This window comes from Streptomyces sp. bgisy027 (assembly GCF_057710365.1).
Genome location: NZ_JBYIVZ010000001.1, coordinates 15909 through 32417 on the forward strand (window position 1 = coordinate 15909; position 16509 = coordinate 32417).

The 16509-nt window shown below is 68.6% G+C and carries 15 protein-coding genes; 6 read left to right on the forward strand and 9 right to left on the reverse strand.

Annotation, left to right across the window (positions count from 1 at the left end):
• Positions 1–108: 108 nt before the first annotated feature.
• On the forward strand, positions 109–912 hold the full coding sequence (locus tag AC3ETA_RS00080) for a TerD family protein (RefSeq protein WP_432190718.1): 804 nt from the start codon (positions 109–111) through the stop codon (positions 910–912).
• Between the two features lie 66 nt (positions 913–978).
• On the opposite strand, the gene AC3ETA_RS00085 is transcribed toward AC3ETA_RS00080, so the two are convergent.
• The 6 genes from AC3ETA_RS00085 to AC3ETA_RS00110 form a co-directional block, all read right to left on the reverse strand.
• Positions 979–1716: a TerD family protein gene (locus AC3ETA_RS00085; RefSeq protein WP_432190719.1), complete on the reverse strand. Its 738-nt coding sequence runs from the start codon at positions 1714–1716 to the stop codon at positions 979–981.
• Between the two features lie 102 nt (positions 1717–1818).
• Positions 1819–2967 carry a DUF475 domain-containing protein gene (locus AC3ETA_RS00090; protein WP_432190720.1) on the reverse strand — a complete coding sequence of 383 codons (1149 nt, stop codon included), beginning with the start codon at positions 2965–2967 and terminating at the stop codon, positions 1819–1821.
• A 126-nt stretch (positions 2968–3093) separates the two neighbouring features.
• A complete protein-coding gene (locus tag AC3ETA_RS00095; RefSeq protein WP_383409890.1) occupies positions 3094–3669 on the reverse strand; it encodes a TerD family protein in 576 nt (191 codons plus the stop codon).
• 140 nt (positions 3670–3809) lie between these two features.
• Entirely contained in the window at positions 3810–4385 is a 576-nt protein-coding gene (locus AC3ETA_RS00100; RefSeq protein ID WP_432190721.1) for a TerD family protein, read from the reverse strand.
• A 138-nt stretch (positions 4386–4523) separates the two neighbouring features.
• Positions 4524–4982 (reverse strand): peroxiredoxin, encoded by a 459-nt coding sequence (locus AC3ETA_RS00105; RefSeq protein WP_269639883.1) that lies wholly within the window; start codon positions 4980–4982, stop codon positions 4524–4526.
• A 118-nt stretch (positions 4983–5100) separates the two neighbouring features.
• Positions 5101–5538: a DUF3052 domain-containing protein gene (locus tag AC3ETA_RS00110; RefSeq protein WP_432190722.1), complete on the reverse strand. Its 438-nt coding sequence runs from the start codon at positions 5536–5538 to the stop codon at positions 5101–5103.
• A 353-nt stretch (positions 5539–5891) separates the two neighbouring features.
• Here AC3ETA_RS00110 and aceE point away from each other — a divergent pair, with 353 nt between their 5' ends.
• Positions 5892–8639: a pyruvate dehydrogenase (acetyl-transferring), homodimeric type gene (gene aceE / locus AC3ETA_RS00115; RefSeq protein WP_432190723.1), complete on the forward strand. Its 2748-nt coding sequence runs from the start codon at positions 5892–5894 to the stop codon at positions 8637–8639.
• Positions 8640–8729: 90 nt separating this feature from the next.
• Complete coding sequence (locus tag AC3ETA_RS00120) at positions 8730–9500, forward strand: potassium channel family protein (protein ID WP_432191043.1); 771 nt, start codon at positions 8730–8732, stop codon at positions 9498–9500.
• A gap of 654 nt (positions 9501–10154) precedes the next feature.
• Here the strand turns inward: AC3ETA_RS00120 and AC3ETA_RS00125 are convergent.
• Positions 10155–11774 carry an MFS transporter gene (locus AC3ETA_RS00125; protein ID WP_432190724.1) on the reverse strand — a complete coding sequence of 540 codons (1620 nt, stop codon included), beginning with the start codon at positions 11772–11774 and terminating at the stop codon, positions 10155–10157.
• Between the two features lie 66 nt (positions 11775–11840).
• On the opposite strand from AC3ETA_RS00125, the gene AC3ETA_RS00130 reads away from it, so the two are divergent.
• The 3 genes from AC3ETA_RS00130 to AC3ETA_RS00140 all read left to right on the forward strand — a co-directional run bounded on the left by AC3ETA_RS00130 (position 11841) and on the right by AC3ETA_RS00140 (position 14696).
• Entirely contained in the window at positions 11841–12467 is a 627-nt protein-coding gene (locus tag AC3ETA_RS00130) for a TetR family transcriptional regulator (RefSeq protein ID WP_432190725.1), read from the forward strand.
• Between the two features lie 93 nt (positions 12468–12560).
• Complete coding sequence (locus AC3ETA_RS00135) at positions 12561–13778, forward strand: alpha/beta hydrolase (protein ID WP_432190726.1); 1218 nt, start codon at positions 12561–12563, stop codon at positions 13776–13778.
• Positions 13779–13835: 57 nt separating this feature from the next.
• A complete protein-coding gene (locus AC3ETA_RS00140) occupies positions 13836–14696 on the forward strand; it encodes a DUF4429 domain-containing protein (protein ID WP_432191044.1) in 861 nt (286 codons plus the stop codon).
• A gap of 261 nt (positions 14697–14957) precedes the next feature.
• Here AC3ETA_RS00140 and AC3ETA_RS00145 read toward each other — a convergent pair whose 3' ends face one another.
• Together AC3ETA_RS00145 and AC3ETA_RS00150 are read right to left on the reverse strand one after the other, a co-directional pair.
• Entirely contained in the window at positions 14958–15971 is a 1014-nt protein-coding gene (locus tag AC3ETA_RS00145; protein WP_432190727.1) for an aldo/keto reductase, read from the reverse strand.
• On the reverse strand, positions 15968–16441 hold the full coding sequence (locus tag AC3ETA_RS00150; protein ID WP_432190728.1) for a MerR family transcriptional regulator: 474 nt from the start codon (positions 16439–16441) through the stop codon (positions 15968–15970). Before AC3ETA_RS00150 ends, AC3ETA_RS00145 begins: the two co-directional genes overlap by 4 nt.
• Positions 16442–16509 lie beyond the last annotated feature (68 nt).

A 16509-nucleotide genomic window follows, 5' to 3' on the forward strand; every position in this document is an offset into this window, starting at 1 on the left:
GGGGTTCCCGACGGGCATGAATTTCTGGTAACGCGGACAAACACGACCGCGCACTGCGTGTGTACCCCCGCGTTGTCGTGACCAGGACGGAGAAGGCAGGATGACGGCATGACGCACGCGATGTTGAAGGGGTCGAACGTCCCGCTCGAAGCCACGACGGTACGCGCCGTGCTGCGCTGGACGCCCGGGCAGGGGGTTCCGGATGTCGACGCCTCGGCTCTGCTCCTCGGCCTCGACGGTCGTGTGCGCTCCGACGAGGACTTCGTCTTCTACAACCAGCCCCGGCACCCCTCCGGGAAGGTCTGGCGGCTCGGCAAGAAGCGACTCGCCGAGGGCCTCACCGACACGATCCAGACAGATCTGGCCGGTGTCGAGTCGGGCGTCGGTCAGATTCTGGTGGTTGCGTCGGCGGACGGCGTCCCCTTCGACCGCGTACGGGACCTGCGCATCCTGCTGTACGACGCGACGGCCGCCGAGGGCGATCCGCTGGCGTACTTCGACATCAAGCCGGAGACGGGCCAGGAGACCGCCCTGATCTGCGGCGAGCTGTACCGCCGCGGCGACGTCTGGAAGTTCCGCGCGCTCGGCGAGGGCTACTCCGACGGCCTCAAGGGCCTGGCCACGGACTTCGGCATCTCGGTGGACGAGTCGGAGACCCTGGACGACCACGCGCAGACACCCGAGATCTCCCAGCCGCTGCCGCCCGAGCAGCCGACGACCACGGTCCCGCCGCAGCCGGCCTACGGCTACCCGCAGCAGCCCCCGCCGACCCAGCCGGCGTACGGCTACCCCCAGCCGGACGGCCGGCCGGCCACGGCCCAGTCCGGCTACGGCTACCCGCCCCCGGTGACGACCGTGGCCGCCCCGGACTTCCGCCTGCCGCCGCAGGGCCCGCAATTCATCGGGCGGTGACGACGGCACCCCTCCAGGGGCGCGTCCTCCTGGGGCGCGTCCTCCTGGGCCGCGTCCTCCTGGGGGCTACTGCTCCGCTTTCGTCTTGTAGCCACGCCCCCATTGCAGGCCCCACCCGAACAACCGGTCCAGCTCCGCCTGGAACCCGTAGACGAACTTCACCTCGCGCCGGACCCAGATCTCGTCCTTCACGTTCTCGATCATCACCACCGCGCAGGACCGGGCCTGCGGGTGCCGCTCGTCCAGGCCTATCTCGATCCTGGGCCCGTTGCTCGGGTAGAGCGTGACGATCGCGTGCGTGCGGTCGAAGGCCGGCGTCTGGTCGTAGATGTACACGAAGACCAGCAGCCGCTTGATGTTCTCGCGGTGATCGAGGTTGACGTAGATCGTCTCCCCGGACGCCGACCCGAACCGGTCGTCCCCGCTGAGTTTCACGTACGGCGGCGAGTTGACGTCGCCGAGGAACCCGCCCAGCGGCTGGACGACGCCCTTCGTGCCGTCGGTCAGCTCGTACAGAGCCCCGAGGTCCAGGTCGACGTTGACCATGCTCTGGCTGTGCCCGAGCACCTCCGGCGGCCTCAGCGCCTTGAAGGGGTGCCGCAGCAGGCTCTCCCGCTGCGAGCCCCCGATGTCGGACGTCCGCATCCGCCAGGTCAGGTTGATCCGCAGGTGCCCGGTCGCCGCGCCCTGCTTGGTGAGCGAGACCCTGTCGTGCCGTTTCGTCAGTTCGATCGAGTTCGACGACGCGCTGCCCGAGTCGAACTCGGCCGCCCGGCCACGCCAGAGCCCGTCCAAGAAGCCCATTCCGCCCCCACGTCCCACTAAGCCCCGCGTCCACTGGAAATACCGACGGGGCGGCCGGACGTCCGTCCGCCCCGTCGAGAGCGTTCCTCACCCACGGGGATGTCACACCCCGGACGACACCTCAGTCTTCTCGTCCGAGGCCTCCGCTTTTCCCTCCGCGGCCGCCAGTGCGCGGTTGCGGCGCACCGAGGACCAGAAGGAGGCACCGATCAGGACGACGCCGATCAGGCCGGTGATGATCTCGTTGATCTCGTACTGGATGGTGACGAGCAGGATCATGGCGAGCGCGCCGATCGCGTAGTGCGCGCCGTGCTCCAGGTAGACGTAGTCGTCGAGGGTGCCCTGGCGGACCAGGTACACGGTCAGCGACCGGACGTACATCGCGCCGATACCGAGACCCAGCGCCATCAGGACGATGTCGTTGGTGATGGCGAAGGCGCCGATCACACCGTCGAAGGAGAAGGACGCGTCCAGGACCTCGAGGTAGAGGAACATGAAGAACGCGGCCTTGCCGGCCAGGGCGACCGCGGAGCGTGGCTTGCCGGCGCGCTCGGCCGCTTCCTCCGCCTCGTGCTCGCGCTCCTCCTCCTCTTCGAGCCGGTTCTCGAAGAAGCCAGAGAGACCGCCCACGATCATGTACGTGATCAGGCCGCCGATACCGGAGAGCAGGACCGTCTCCGCCTTGTCGACATGCGCGCCGCCGTGCTGGTGGGCGTTGGCCGCGAAGGTCAGGGCGGAGATCAGCAGGACGATCAGCGCGATGCAGACCGACAGCATGTCGACCTTGCCGAGCTTGGCCAGCGGGCGCTCCAGCCAGCCCAGCCACTTGATGTCCCGGTCCTCGAAGATGAAGTCCAGGAAGATCATCAGCAGGAACATGCCACCGAAGGCGGCGATCGCCGGGTGCGCGTCGGTGACGAGCTGCTGGTACATGTCCTTGTCGTTGAGCGCGAGGTCCACCGCCTCGATCGGACCCAGCGAGGCACTGATCGCGACGATGACGACGGGGAAGACCAGTCGCATACCGAAGACGGCGATCAGGATGCCGATGGTGAGGAAGATCTTCTGCCAGAAGGCATTCATCTTCTTCAGGATCCCGGCGTTGACCACCGCGTTGTCGAACGACAGCGAGATCTCGAGGACGGAGAGGATCGCCACGATGCCGAGAGCGGTCCACCCCCCGAAGAGGACCGCCGCAACCAGGCCGAGCGCGGTGACCGCGAACGACCAGCCGAAGGTTTTCAGAACCACTGGCTACCCAATCCTGTGTGTACGGGGCTCCCGCGCGCCGCACTCGGCTTTACGAAGACTTTGAACCCGAAGTCTAGTCGGACGCCCTCCGCACCCCACCGGGGCCCGGCTTTTGCTCATATCGCGTTATGAGACGTTGACCCCGAAGTCGAGTGCGATGCCCCGGAGTCCGGACGCGTACCCCTGTCCCACCGCCCGGAACTTCCACTCGCCCTGGTAGCGGTAGACCTCGCCGAAGATCATGGCGGTCTCGGTGGAGGCGTCCTCGCTGAGGTCGTAGCGGGCGAGTTCCTGGCCGTCGGCCTGGTTCACGACACGGATGAAGGCGTTGCTGACCTGACCGAAGGTCTGGCCGCGTTCGTCGGCCATGTGGATCGAGACCGGGAAGACGATCTTGTCGCAGTGGGCCGGCACCTTGGACAGGTCGATCAGGAGCGACTCGTCGTCGCCGTCGCCCTCGCCGGTGAGGTTGTCGCCGGTGTGCTCCACCGAGCCGTCCGGGCTCTTGAGCTGGTTGTAGAAGACGAACCACTCATCGCCCAGTACCCGACCGCCGCTGCACACCAGCGCGCTGGCGTCGAGGTCGAAGGGGGCTCCGGTGGTGGAGCGTGCGTCCCAGCCGAGCCCGACCATCACCTGAGTGAGGTTGGGTGCGGCCTTGGACAGGGAGACATTTCCTCCCTTGGCGAGCGTGACGCCCATGATGCTGGTCCTCCCCGCGTGATGCTTCTTTGGTTGTCCTGCACTACCCCGATGGGGGCACCCCCAGGCGCCGCACCCGAAGGGTACGGCGCCTGACTCGGCCAGTGGTGTTCCGGCCGATCACATCTCGGATGCCGAACTCAGACGTTCACACCGAAGTCCTGCGCGATGCCGCGCAGGCCCGAGGCGTAGCCCTGGCCGATGGCGCGGAACTTCCACTCCGCACCGTGCCGGTACAGCTCGCCGAAGACCATGGCGGTCTCGGTGGACGCGTCCTCGCTGAGGTCGTAGCGCGCGATCTCGGCGCCGCCGGCCTGGTTCACGACGCGGATGAAGGCGTTGCGCACCTGGCCGAAGGACTGCTGGCGGTTCTCGGCGTCGTAGATCGAGACCGGGAAGACGATCTTCTCGATGTCGGCCGGGACGCCCGCGAGGTTGACCTTGATCTGCTCGTCGTCGCCCTCGCCCTCACCGGTGAGGTTGTCGCCGGTGTGCTCGACCGAGCCGTCGGCGCTCTTCAGGTTGTTGAAGAACACGAAGTTGGCGTCACTGCCGACCTTGCCCGTGTTGTTCAGCAGCATCGCGCTGGCGTCGAGGTCGAAGTCCGTGCCCGTCGTGGTGCGGACGTCCCATCCCAGACCGACGATGACCGCGGTCAGGCCGGGCGCCTCCTTGCTCAGTGATACGTTGCCGCCCTTGCTGAGGCTGACTCCCACGAGTCCTCCATTGGTGTCCAGGGGCGGGGAGCCCCGCCGTGCGTTTGATATCGGATCAACGACTCGATCCTAGTGACGGGTTCCCGTGGCTCGCATGGCTTGGCGCCGAAGAATCACAGGTGTCGGTCACCGGAGGGGTCAGAGGGTGTCGAGCGCCGCGACGTACTCGTTCAGGTCGCGCGCGTCCGGCAGGGCGTTGACGACGGTCCAGCGGACGACGCCCTCCTTGTCGATGACGAAGGTGCCGCGCACCGCGCAGCCCTTGTCCTCCGCGAAGACGCCGTAGGCCCGGCTGACCTCGCCGTGCGGCCAGAAGTCGCTGAGCAGCGGGTACTCCAGGCCCTCCTGCTCGCCGAAGACGCGCAGGGTGTGGATGGAGTCGTTGGAGACGGCGAGCACCTGGGTGTCGCGGTCGGAGAACTTCGGGAGGTTGTCGCGGACCTCGCACAGCTCGCCGGTGCACACGCCGGTGAAGGCGAAGGGGTAGAAGAGCAGGACGACGTTCTGGGAACCACGGAAGTCGGAGAGCTTCACGGTGGCGCCGTGGTTGTCCTTGAGCTCGAAATCGGGGGCCTTGTCGCCGACCTGGATCGCCATCGTCGTGGATGTCCCTTCGGTGGGGCTGTTCGGGTGGGAACCACCCTATGCAGCGGCCACCGCACGCCGCGCAGGAGGCCGGGCCGGGCTCCTCGGCCCGACCCGGCACAGCCACCGGTTACTTCTTGGACTTGGCGGCCTTGGGCGTCACCAGACGGCTGCCGCTCCAGTCCTTGCCGACGCTGACGCTCTTGGACGCCGACAGACCCGCCGTGGTCGCGGCTTCAGAGATGTCGCTGGGCTCCACGTAGCCGTCACGGCCGGTCTTCGGCGTGAGGAGCAGGATCGAGCCACCTTCCTCGATGTACGTGGTGGCGTCCACCAGCGCATCCGTCAGGTCGCCGTCCTCGTCGCGGAACCACAGCACCACGGCGTCGGCGACGTCGTCGTACTCCTCGTCCACCAGCTGGGTGCCGATGACTTCCTCAATGGCCTCGCGGAGCTCCTGGTCGACGTCGTCGTCGAAGCCGATCTCCTGGACCACCTGCTCGGGCTGGAACCCCAGCCTGACGGCAGGGCTCGTCCGCTCCTCCGCGTGGTCCGCGGTCGCGCTCACGGGTTGCCTCCTGATCATGTCTTGGGAATAACTCAGCCACGCGCGTGCGCGAAGCATTGGCCGTAGTCCACACGGGCGGGACGGATCGCGCAAGTACCCGGCCGTTCAGACCGCCGAAACGGTGACGATCCTGAACGTGTCACCGCAACTCCAGGCACACCCTCATGGTCTCAAGGTGACGCGCACCACACCAATCTGCCCCCTTTGTGAGTTTGGGAACCATGCGTGGGTACTCCACCGTTCACGAAGCGCCGGTTACCTCACAGTAGAGATGACGTTTGGCGCCCCGAGGTACACGATGGGGAGCGGTGCAGACACCCAGAAATACGGCCCTCTGACAGGTAAGGAACAGCGTGGCTTCCGGATCAGATCGCAACCCGATCATCATTGGCGGCCTTCCGAGTCAGGTTCCTGACTTCGATCCCGAGGAAACCCGGGAGTGGCTCGATTCCCTCGACGCCGCCGTGGACGAGCGCGGCCGGGAGCGGGCCCGCTATCTGATGCTGCGGCTGATCGAGCGGGCGCGTGAGAAGCGTGTGGCCGTGCCCGAGATGCGCAGCACGGACTACGTCAACACCATCGCCACCAGGGACGAGCCGTTCTTCCCGGGCAACGAGGAGATCGAGCGCAAGATCCTCAACGCCACCCGGTGGAACGCCGCGGTCATGGTGTCCCGGGCGCAGCGCCCCGGCATCGGCGTCGGCGGTCACATCGCCACCTTCGCCTCCTCCGCCTCGCTCTACGACGTGGGCTTCAACCACTTCTTCCGGGGCAAGGACGAGGGCGACGGCGGCGACCAGGTCTTCTTCCAGGGCCACGCCTCCCCGGGTATCTACGCACGCGCGTTCCTGCTGGACCGCCTCAGCGAGCAGAACCTGGACGCGTTCCGCCAGGAGAAGTCGAAGGCGCCGTACGGCCTGTCCTCCTACCCGCACCCGCGGCTGATGCCGGACTTCTGGGAGTTCCCGACCGTGTCGATGGGCCTCGGCCCGATCGGCGCGATCTACCAGGCGCGGATGAACCGCTACCTGCAGGCGCGCGGCGTCGCGGACACCTCCAAGTCGCACGTGTGGGCGTTCCTCGGCGACGGCGAGATGGACGAGCCGGAGTCGCTGGGCCAGCTGTCCATCGCCGCCCGTGAGGGCCTGGACAACCTGACCTTCGTGGTGAACTGCAACCTCCAGCGCCTCGACGGCCCGGTCCGGGGCAACGGCAAGGTCATCCAGGAGCTGGAGTCGATCTTCCGCGGCGCCGGCTGGAACGTGATCAAGCTCATCTGGGACCGCACCTGGGACCCGCTGCTCGCGCAGGACCGCGACGGGCTGCTGGTCAACCGCATGAACACCACGCCGGACGGCCAGTTCCAGACGTACGCGACCGAGACGGGGGCGTACATCCGCGACCACTTCTTCGGCGACGACCAGCGGCTGCGCACGATGGTCGAGGGCATGACCGACGACCAGATCCTGCACCTGGGGCGCGGCGGTCACGACCACAAGAAGATCTTCGCGGCGTTCTCGGCGGCCAAGGCGCACAAGGGCCAGCCGACGGTGATCCTCGCCAAGACGATCAAGGGCTGGACGCTCGGCCCCAACTTCGAGGGCCGCAACGCCACGCACCAGATGAAGAAGCTGACGGTCGACGACCTCAAGCGCTTCCGTGACCGGCTGCACCTGCCGATCGCCGACAAGGAGCTGGAGAGCGGGCTCCCGCCGTACTACCACCCGGGGCGCGACTCCGAGGAGATCCAGTACATGCACGACCGCCGCAAGGGGCTCGGCGGTTACGTCCCGACGCGTGTGGTGCGCTCCCAGCCGCTGGCGCTGCCGGACGACAAGACGTACGCGACCGTGAAGAAGGGCTCGGGCCACCAGTCCATCGCGACGACCATGGCCTTTGTCCGGCTCCTCAAGGACCTCATGCGGGACAAGGAGATCGGCAAGCGGTTCGTGCTGATCGCGCCGGACGAGTACCGCACGTTCGGCATGGACTCCTTCTTCCCGAGTGCGAAGATCTACAACCCGCTCGGCCAGCAGTACGAGTCGGTCGACCGCGATCTGCTGCTCGCGTACAAGGAGTCGCCGCAGGGCCAGATGCTGCACGACGGCATCTCGGAGGCCGGCTGCACGGCCTCGCTGATCGCGGCGGGCTCGGCGTACGCCACGCACGGCGAGCCGCTGATCCCGGTGTACGTCTTCTACTCGATGTTCGGTTTCCAGCGCACCGGCGACCAGTTCTGGCAGATGTCGGACCAGCTGGCGCGCGGTTTCGTGCTGGGTGCGACCGCCGGCCGTACGACCCTGACCGGTGAGGGCCTCCAGCACGCGGACGGCCACTCGCAGCTGCTCGCCTCGACCAACCCGGGCTGTGTCGCCTACGACCCGGCCTACTCGTACGAGATCGCGCACATCGTGCAGGACGGTCTGCGCCGGATGTACGGCGGCGACGCCGAGCACCCGCACGGCGAGGACGTCTTCTACTACCTCACCGTCTACAACGAGCCGATCCAGCACCCGGCCGAGCCGACGAGCGTCGACGTCGAGGGCATCCTCAAGGGCGTCCACCGGATCGGCGAGGGCACCGCAGGGTCGATCCCGGCGCAGATCATGGCCTCGGGTGTCGCCGTCCCGTGGGCGGTCGAGGCGCAGAAGATCCTCGCCGAGGAGTGGAACGTCAAGGCCGACGTCTGGTCGGCGACGTCCTGGAACGAGCTGCGGCGCGAGGCCGTGGAGTGCGAGGAGCACAACCTGCTGCATCCGGAGGAGGAGCAGCGGGTGCCGTACGTGACCCGGAAGCTGAGCGGGGCCGAGGGGCCGTTCGTGGCCGTCTCCGACTGGATGCGGTCGGTGCCGGACCAGATCGCGCGCTGGGTGCCGGGCACCTACCAGTCGCTGGGCGCGGACGGCTTCGGCTTCGCGGACACCCGTGGCGCGGCCCGCCGCTTCTTCCACATCGACGCCCAGTCGATCGTGGTGGCGGTGCTCACCGAACTGGCCAAGGAGGGCAAGGTCGACCGGTCGGCGCTGAAGCAGGCGATCGACCGCTACCAGCTGCTCGACGTGTCGGCGGCGGACCCGGGCGCCGCGGGAGGCGACGCGTAGCGTCTGTCGACGGGGTGGTGCGCCCGAGGCGCCCGTGGGTGGCCTGCGGGGCGCACCGCCCTTCGCATTTCCTACGATGCGCCCATGCCCATGAAGCAATCGCCCGCGCTAGTCCGCTGGGAACGGCGTACCCAACGGCCCCTTCTCGGTCTGTCCGTGGCCTTCGCCGTGGCCTATGCCGTGCCCATCGTCTCGCCGGACGCGAGCCGGGACACGGTGTCCGTGTGCCTCGCGGTGGAGTGGCTGGTGTGGGGCGCGTTCGCGGCGGACTACACCGTCCGGCTCACCCTCACGGACAGGGACCGGCGACGGGAGTTCGTACGGTCGCACTGGCTGGACCTGTGCGCGGTGCTGCTGCCCCTGATCCAGCCTCTTCGGCTGCTGCGGCTCGTGTCGACGCTGGTGCTGGTGGGGCAGCGGGCGCGGATGGCCTCGCAGATCAGGCTCACGACGTACATCGTCGGCTCCGTGGTGGGGCTGATGATGTTCGGCTCCCTGGCGGTGCTCTCCGTGGAGCGGGACGCGCCGGGCGCGAACATCCATACGCTGGGCGACGCGGTGTGGTGGTCGTTCACGACGATGACGACCGTGGGCTACGGCGATCACTCGCCCACCACCGGCCCGGGCCGCATGATCGCGGTCGGCCTGATGCTCTCCGGGATCGCGCTGCTCGGTGTGGTGACCGCCAACATCGCTGCTTGGTTCATCTCCCGCTTCGAAGCGGACGACGTGGAGGAGCGCCGGCAGACCGCGGCCATCGCCGCACTCACCGAAGAGGTGAGGTCACTGCGGGCCGAAATCAACGCGCTTTCGACCGCCCCACGTCCTGCCCCGATGCCTGTGGAGGACCGGCAGCACTGACCCGGGCCGCCCGTTCGACCCGCGCCTTTGAAGTCCGCGCTCCGAAGAACCCAAAAGGGACCGACAGCAAGCCGACGGTCCCTCATGCGGGATCGGACCAGGGCGGACCAGGACACGGTCAGGTTCTCGGCATACACGTCATCAACCCAACCTCGTCCATCCGACGAACAGCGGTAGCTCGACGTTTCCGCCTCGTTCTCCGGCGGGAAACTGGACCACCAGCGGCCATACCCGGTGGTGGTGCCCGGGCGGTTGTAGGCGGCGCACCTGACAACAGCTCTGTGCTGGGAGGAACCGCCACTCCAGCACTTCGCGTGGCCCACGAGGCCCCCGCCGGTGGTCCAGACCCGGCACTTGGCACCCTTTACTGTGAACTCCCGGGTTTCGAACGGGGGCGGGCCGGGTGTGGTGGCGGAGGCGGGAGCATTGCCCTTGCGGCAACTGCAGCGGAAAGTGCGCCCGTCACCGTTCTCATCCCTGCTCATCCGGGCCTGCGGCGCGCTGACCCCCTCCGGCAGCGCGCCGCAGGCCCTGGCTTGACCCACTGTCACCTGCGGCGCATGCCGATCGGGAGGGATCATCGGTGTTGTCACCCTGATAGGGGAACCACCGCCCGGATCCCTCCCGGCGAGACCGACCGGCGCCTGGGGCGCGTCAGATGTGCGCGGCGCCCGCTCCGGCTTCCGCGTTCTCGCCGCGCTTGGTGAGGAACGCGACCGCGACGGCCACGAGCGCCACACCGGCTGCGACGAGGGAGGCGAGGCTCATGCCGGAGATGAACGTGTCGTGCGCCACGTCCGTGATCTTCGTGACGATGGCGTCCGGTGTGCCCGGCGCGACCGGGGCCACACCCACCTGGACCGCCTCGGAGGCCTGGGCCTCCTGTGCCGGGGTGAGCGCCGGGAGCCCGGCGTCCGCCCAGTTGCCGGCGAGGTCGCTGTCGACCTTGGAGGCCATGACGGCGCCGAGGACAGCCGTACCGAGGCTGCCGCCGATCTGCATCGCGGCCTGCTGGAGACCACCGGCCACGCCGGACAGCTCCATCGGCGCGTTGCCGACGATGACCTCGGTGGCGCCGACCATGACCGGCGCGAGGCCGAGGCCGAGCAGGGCGAACCAGACCGACATGATGCCGCTGCCGGTGTCCGTCTCAAGCGTGGACATGCCGTACATGGCGATCGCGGTGAGCGCCATGCCGCCGGCCAGCGGGACCCGCGGGCCGAACTTGGTGATCATCGCGCCCGCGAGCGGGGAGCCGACGATCATCATGCCGGTGAGCGGCAGCAGGTGCAGGCCCGCGTCGATCGGGCTCATGCCGTGGACGTTCTGGAGGTAGAACGTCACGAAGAACAGACCGCCCATGAAGGCGATGGCCATCAGGACCATCAGGACGACACCCGCGGACAGCGGGACCGAGCGGAACAGCGCGAGCGGGATCAGCGGTTCGCGGACCTTCGTCTCCCAGAAGCCGAAGAGCGCGAAGCCGATCACCGAGACGGCTATGAACGCCCACGTCCTGCCGTCGCCCCAGCCCCACTCGGGGGCCTTGATGAGCGCCCAGACCAGGCAGAACATCGCGGCGGACAGCAGGGCGATGCCCAGGATGTCGAAGGAGCGCGGGGCGTTCTCGGCACGGTGGTCGAGCAGGATCAGCACACCGAGGACGACGGCGAGGATGCCGACCGGCACGTTGATGAAGAACACCGACTGCCAGTTGACGTGCTCGACGAGGACGCCGCCGAGGATCGGGCCGCCGGCGGTCGAGGCGCCGATGACCATGCCCCAGATGCCGATGGCCATGTTGAGCTTCTCGGCCGGGAAGGTGGCACGCAGCAGGCCGAGCGCGGCCGGCATCAGCAGCGCGCCGAACAGGCCCTGGAAGACACGGAAGGTGACGACCAGCGCGATGCTGTCGGACATGCCGATGGCACCGGAGGCGGCGGCGAAGCCGACCACACCGATCAGGAAGGTCTGGCGGTGCCCGAAGCGGTCACCGAGCTTGCCCGCGGTGATCAGGGAGACCGCGAGGGCGAGGAAGTAGCCGTTGGTGATCCACTGCACCTCGGCGAAGGTGGCGCCGAGGTCCTTCTGGATGGCCGGGTTGGCGATGGCCACGATGGTGCCGTCGAGGGCCACCATCATGACCCCGACCGCGACGGTGATGAGGGTGAACCAAGGGTGCCCGCGCAGCCCCTTGGCCGGTGCCGCGTCCGACGGGACCGGCGGTGCGTCGCCCCCCGACCCCGTCTTGTCGATGGTGGTCTGACTAGTCATGCGTTCGAGGCTAATGACAGCCGCTGACAATTGACAAACCAATTCACAAGTCGGTAACTGACACCTATGGAAACACTGCGCGAACGCAAGAAGCAGCGCACCCGGGACTCGCTGCTGCGGACCGCGCTGGAGCTGTTCACCAGCCAGGGCTACGAGCACACGACCGTCGACGACATCGCCGCGGCCGTCGAGGTGTCGCAGCGCACGTTCTTCCGGTACTTCGCGGGCAAGGAGGAGGCCGCCCTCGCGCTCCAGGACATGACCGTGGCGCACTTCCTGGACGCGGTGCGCGCCCGCCCGCCGCACGAACCGCCCATGGAGGCGCTGCGCCAGGCCGTCCTGGAGGGCTGGGACACGCTCAACGACGTGATCGAGGCCGTCGCGCCGGTCGAGCTCTACCTGCGCATGTACCAGGTGGTGGAGTCGACGCCCGTGCTGCTCGCCGCCCATCTGCGCAGGTCCGTCGAGATCGAGGAGGCCATCGCCCTGATCCTCGCCGAGCGCGAGGGCGTCGACCCCGACACCGATCCGCGCCCGCGCCTCGCGGTGGCCGTGTTCGGCGGGGTGATGCGACTGACGGAGCGTCAGTGGAGCACGGGGGAGGACTTCAGCCTCGACGCGATGCGGGCACTGACCGTCTCGTATCTCGAACAGATCGGCCCCGCACTCAGCGAGAGCTGGCGAACACACTGAGGTCATGGGCGTGTTCGCAGCGCTGTGATCGAAACGTGATACCTGTCACTTGGTTAACGCGAGACCCGCCCGTTCTCCTAGTGTGTCCTCCCAGTGACTTCCTTCGACACCTCCCCGCAACTGAACGTCTGGCGCGCTCTTCTCGCGCTGGCCGTGGTGTTCGTGATGCTGGCGACCACCGGTTGGACCGCCCTGCGACACCACCGCGGCTCCGCTCCGCTCCAGGCCTCGATCAGCGCCTGGGAGCAGGGCGCCATCGCCGGGCGCGAACTGCCGGCCGCGAACTCCTCCCCCACGCGGCTCGCCCGGTTCTTCGCCTCGCTCACCGACGCGCAGCGCACGAGCCTCGCCCACCGCTATTCACTCGCGGTCGGCAACATGAACGGCGCGCCGGTCGAGCTGCGCTACCGCGCGAACCGCTTCGCGCTCGACGACGCCCGTGAGGTCGAGCGCAAACGCATGCACGACAAACGGCTCACGCCCGGCGGGCAGCGCGAGGCGGGCCGCCGTATGCATCGCTTCGAGGACATGATGCGGCCGGAACGGCACATCCTCGCCTTCGATCCGGACGGCTCCGGGCGGGCCGCCGAGGTGTTCGGAGACCTGACCAGGGCCGAGCGGATCTCGGTCGTCGTCCCCGGCGTCGACACCGATCTGCTCACCTTCCAGCGCACCAACCGCAAGTACACGGCACCGGTCGGCATGGCCGAGTCGCTGTACGCCGCCGAGCGCGAGGCCGCCCCCACGACGCGTACGGCCGTGATCGCCTGGGCCGACTACACCGCGCCGAACGGGCTCGGCATCGACTCGGCGACCGCGATGCGGGCCCGGTCGGGGGCCGTACGCCTGAACGCGCTGGTGCGGGGCCTGCCCGGCGACTCGCCCGTCTCCCTGTTCTGCCACAGCTACGGCTCGGTGCTGTGCGGCCTCGCCGCGCCCGTGCTGCCGGAGCGGGTGGCCGACATAGCGGTGGCCGGCAGCCCCGGGATGCGGGTCGCGAAGGCCTCCCAGCTGGGTACGTCCGCGCGCGTGTGGGCGATGCGGGACGCGGACGACTGGGTGCAGGACGTGCCCTATCTGGAGGTCGGCGGGCTGGGGCACGGGGAGGACCCGGTGTCCTCGGCGTTCGGCGCCCGGGTGCTGTCGGCGTGGGACGCGAAGGGTCACGGTGGCTATTTCGAGCCGGGCACGGAGAGTGTCACGAACTTCGCAGAGATCGGCGTTGGCGCATACCACGCGGTGCGCTGCGCACACGATGCCGAGGTCTGCCGGGCGGGTTTGTCCGACACGGCGTCGGCCGGACGCGCGTAGACGCGCAGGAATTGCGGTGTGCGCGGGGTGGCGACGGAGGAGCACGTGCCGCATACGATGAGCCGCATGGGTGACGTACTGGCCGGATTTCATGCCGCCTGGGAGTTCGAGTCCGACTCCGTGCTCATCCGTTACGAACGGGGGATTCGAACACCTAAGCTCTTTCAGGCGCTCGGTGAGCGCCGTGTCCCCTATGCGGCGCTCGGTGCGGTGACGCTGACGCCCGGCAAGCGTGGAACCGTCGCCCTGCGCCTCGAACCCAGGCCCGGCGCCGATCCCCTGCTGGAGGCGGCGGCCGGGCAGCTGAAGGAGAGCGGCGATCCGTACCGGCTGGTGTTGCCGGCGGAGCGCGAGACGCTGGCCGAGTACTACGGCGACGAACTGCGGGCGCAGCTGACGGAGTCCGGGCCGGCCGAGGAGTTCCTCATGGGGGCGCCTGAGGTGCCGATGCATTTCAAGGCGTATGACGCGAAAGCCACCTTTGATGGCAGTGTCGTCCGTTTCAGATGGTTTTGGACCGGTGCGTCCTCGGCGAAGTGGAAGGCCGGCGATCAGAGTTTCCCGGTGGCCGAGCTGAGCGGAGTGGAGTGGCGCTCGCCGGAGGTGTTCGAGGGACATCTACGGCTGCTGCGGCGGGACTCGGCGGATGGGCAGCCGGCGCAGGCCGATCAGGATCCGGCGGCCGTCGTGTTCGGGCTCGGGTACGGGCCGGTGCACGAGTCGTTGCCGTTCGCGGCGGCGGTTCTCTCGGCCGTGCGCAGGAGGGGGCCGGTCGCCGCGGTGCCGGCCAGTGCGCCGAGGCGCGATCCGGCCGACATCGCGGAGAGGATCCGGCATTTGGGCGAGCTGCATGAGGCGGGACTCGTGACGGATGAGGAGTTCTCGTCCAAGAAGGCGGAGTTGCTGGCGGAGCTTTAACGCTTCGCGGATGCCGGATGCCGGATGCCGGATGCCGGGTGCCGGGTGCTGTGCGTCGGCGACTGCGGGTCGGTGGGGGCTGGTCGCGCAGTTCCCCGCGCCCCTGGGGAGGTTGCGGGCCCCGGCGCTTCCGAGATCCGCGTCTCGCCGCCTCGAAAGGCCGCGTCACGCGCCCCGGAGGGACGTTACGGGCCCCGGCGCTTCCGAGAACCGCGTCTCTCCGCCTCGAAAGGCCGCGTCTCTCCGCCTCGGTGGGGCGTCCTACTCCCGGCCCGCCGAGGCGAACCGCATGTCCGCGTACCTGTCTCCGGCCACCTTCGATGCGATCGGCTCCAACAGCGCCAGTTCCTCCTCGGTCAGGACAATCCGGGTCGCCGCCGTGTTCTCCTCGACTCGGGACGGCTTGCGGGTGCCCGGGATCGGGATGACCGGGAGGGCGTGTACCGATGCGCGCTGCTGCACCCAGGCCAGGGCGATCTGTCCGAGCGTGGCCCCGTGGGCCTCGGCCACCGTGCGGATCGGGTCCAGGAGGGCGGCGTTGGCAGCGGCGTTCTCGCCGGTGTAACGGGGCTGCTGGCGGCGGAAGTCGCCGGCCGTGAGGTCCTCGGCCTTGGCGAAGGAGCCGGTGAGGAAGCCGCGGCCGAGCGGGGAGTACGGCACCAGGGTCACGCCCAGTTCCCGGGCGGCCGGCACCACCTTCGCCTCGATGTCACGGCTGAACAGGGACCACTCGGACTGCACGGCCGCGATCGGGTGCACGGCGTGCGCGGTGCGCAGCTCGGCCGCCGTCACCTCGCTGAGGCCCAGGTGCTTGATCTTGCCCTCGCGGACCAGCTCCGCCATGACGCCGACGGTCTCCTCCAGGGGGACGTTCACGTCGCGGCGGTGCATGTAGTAGAGGTCGATCACGTCGACGTCCAGGCGCTTCAGACTCGCCTCGACGCACTGGCGTATGTAGGGCGCGTCGTTGCGGATGATCCGCTTGGTCGGGTCGTCCGGGTCGATCGCCAGAGCGAACTTCGTGGCGATCACCAGCTCGTCGCGGTGGGCCCGGAAGAACGGGGAGAGGAACTTCTCGTTCTCCCCCGCCCCGTAAGCGTCCGCCGTGTCGTACAGCGTGACGCCCAGTTCCAGGGCCCGCTCCAGGGTCGCCCTGGACTCGTCCGCGTCCGACGGGCCGTACGCGAAGCTCATGCCCATGCAGCCGAGGCCCTGGACACCGACCTCGGGTCCGGTGGCGCCGAGTCGTGCCGTCGCGATCCTGCTGTCCGTCATACCGCCTTCTCCGTCTTCTCCTGCTCGTACAGACGCCCGGCGTCCGCGTAGAAACTGATCTTCCGGTCGAGCACGGCGAGCGTGTCCTGGAGCTCGGCGATCCGGGCGAGGACGTCGCGCCGGGTCGTCTCCAGCAGTTCGAAGCGCTCGCCGAAGGTGTGGTCGCCCTCGCGCACCAGCTCGGCGTACCGGACCATGTCGGCGACGGGCATGCCGGTCAGCCGCAGCTTGCCGACGAGGTCGAGCCAGTCCAGGTCCCGGTTGCTGTAGCGGCGCTGGCCCGTGTGGGAGCGGTCGACGTGCGGCATCAGACCGATCCGCTCGTACCAGCGCAGGGTGTGGGCCGTCAGACCGGTGAAGGCGACGACCTCGCTGATCGTGTAGCTGTCCTGGCCCGTCGGCCGCCGATGGGGGTGCGGCGGGGCGGCGCAGGTGTCGGTCCTGGTACTCGTGGTCTCCATCACCGTCATGTCCTCAACGCTATGACCTTCGAGTGCGCTCCAAGCAAGCGGAAACGGTAAGAAAACCACGGGACGTG

Coding starts and splice junctions, on each gene's coding strand:
- AC3ETA_RS00085 (WP_432190719.1), bottom strand. CDS start 1,716: ATGGGCTTCTTGGACGGGCTCTGGCGTGGCCGGGCGGCCGAGTTCGAC.
- AC3ETA_RS00150 (WP_432190728.1), bottom strand. CDS start 16,441: ATGACGGTGATGGAGACCACGAGTACCAGGACCGACACCTGCGCCGCC.
- AC3ETA_RS00130 (WP_432190725.1), top strand. CDS start 11,841: ATGGAAACACTGCGCGAACGCAAGAAGCAGCGCACCCGGGACTCGCTG.
- AC3ETA_RS00080 (WP_432190718.1), top strand. CDS start 109: ATGACGCACGCGATGTTGAAGGGGTCGAACGTCCCGCTCGAAGCCACG.
- AC3ETA_RS00105 (WP_269639883.1), bottom strand. CDS start 4,982: ATGGCGATCCAGGTCGGCGACAAGGCCCCCGATTTCGAGCTCAAGGAC.
- AC3ETA_RS00140 (WP_432191044.1), top strand. CDS start 13,836: ATGAGCCGCATGGGTGACGTACTGGCCGGATTTCATGCCGCCTGGGAG.
- AC3ETA_RS00125 (WP_432190724.1), bottom strand. CDS start 11,774: ATGACTAGTCAGACCACCATCGACAAGACGGGGTCGGGGGGCGACGCA.
- AC3ETA_RS00095 (WP_383409890.1), bottom strand. CDS start 3,669: ATGGGCGTCACGCTCGCCAAGGGAGGAAATGTCTCCCTGTCCAAGGCC.
- AC3ETA_RS00120 (WP_432191043.1), top strand. CDS start 8,730: ATGAAGCAATCGCCCGCGCTAGTCCGCTGGGAACGGCGTACCCAACGG.
- AC3ETA_RS00145 (WP_432190727.1), bottom strand. CDS start 15,971: ATGACGGACAGCAGGATCGCGACGGCACGACTCGGCGCCACCGGACCC.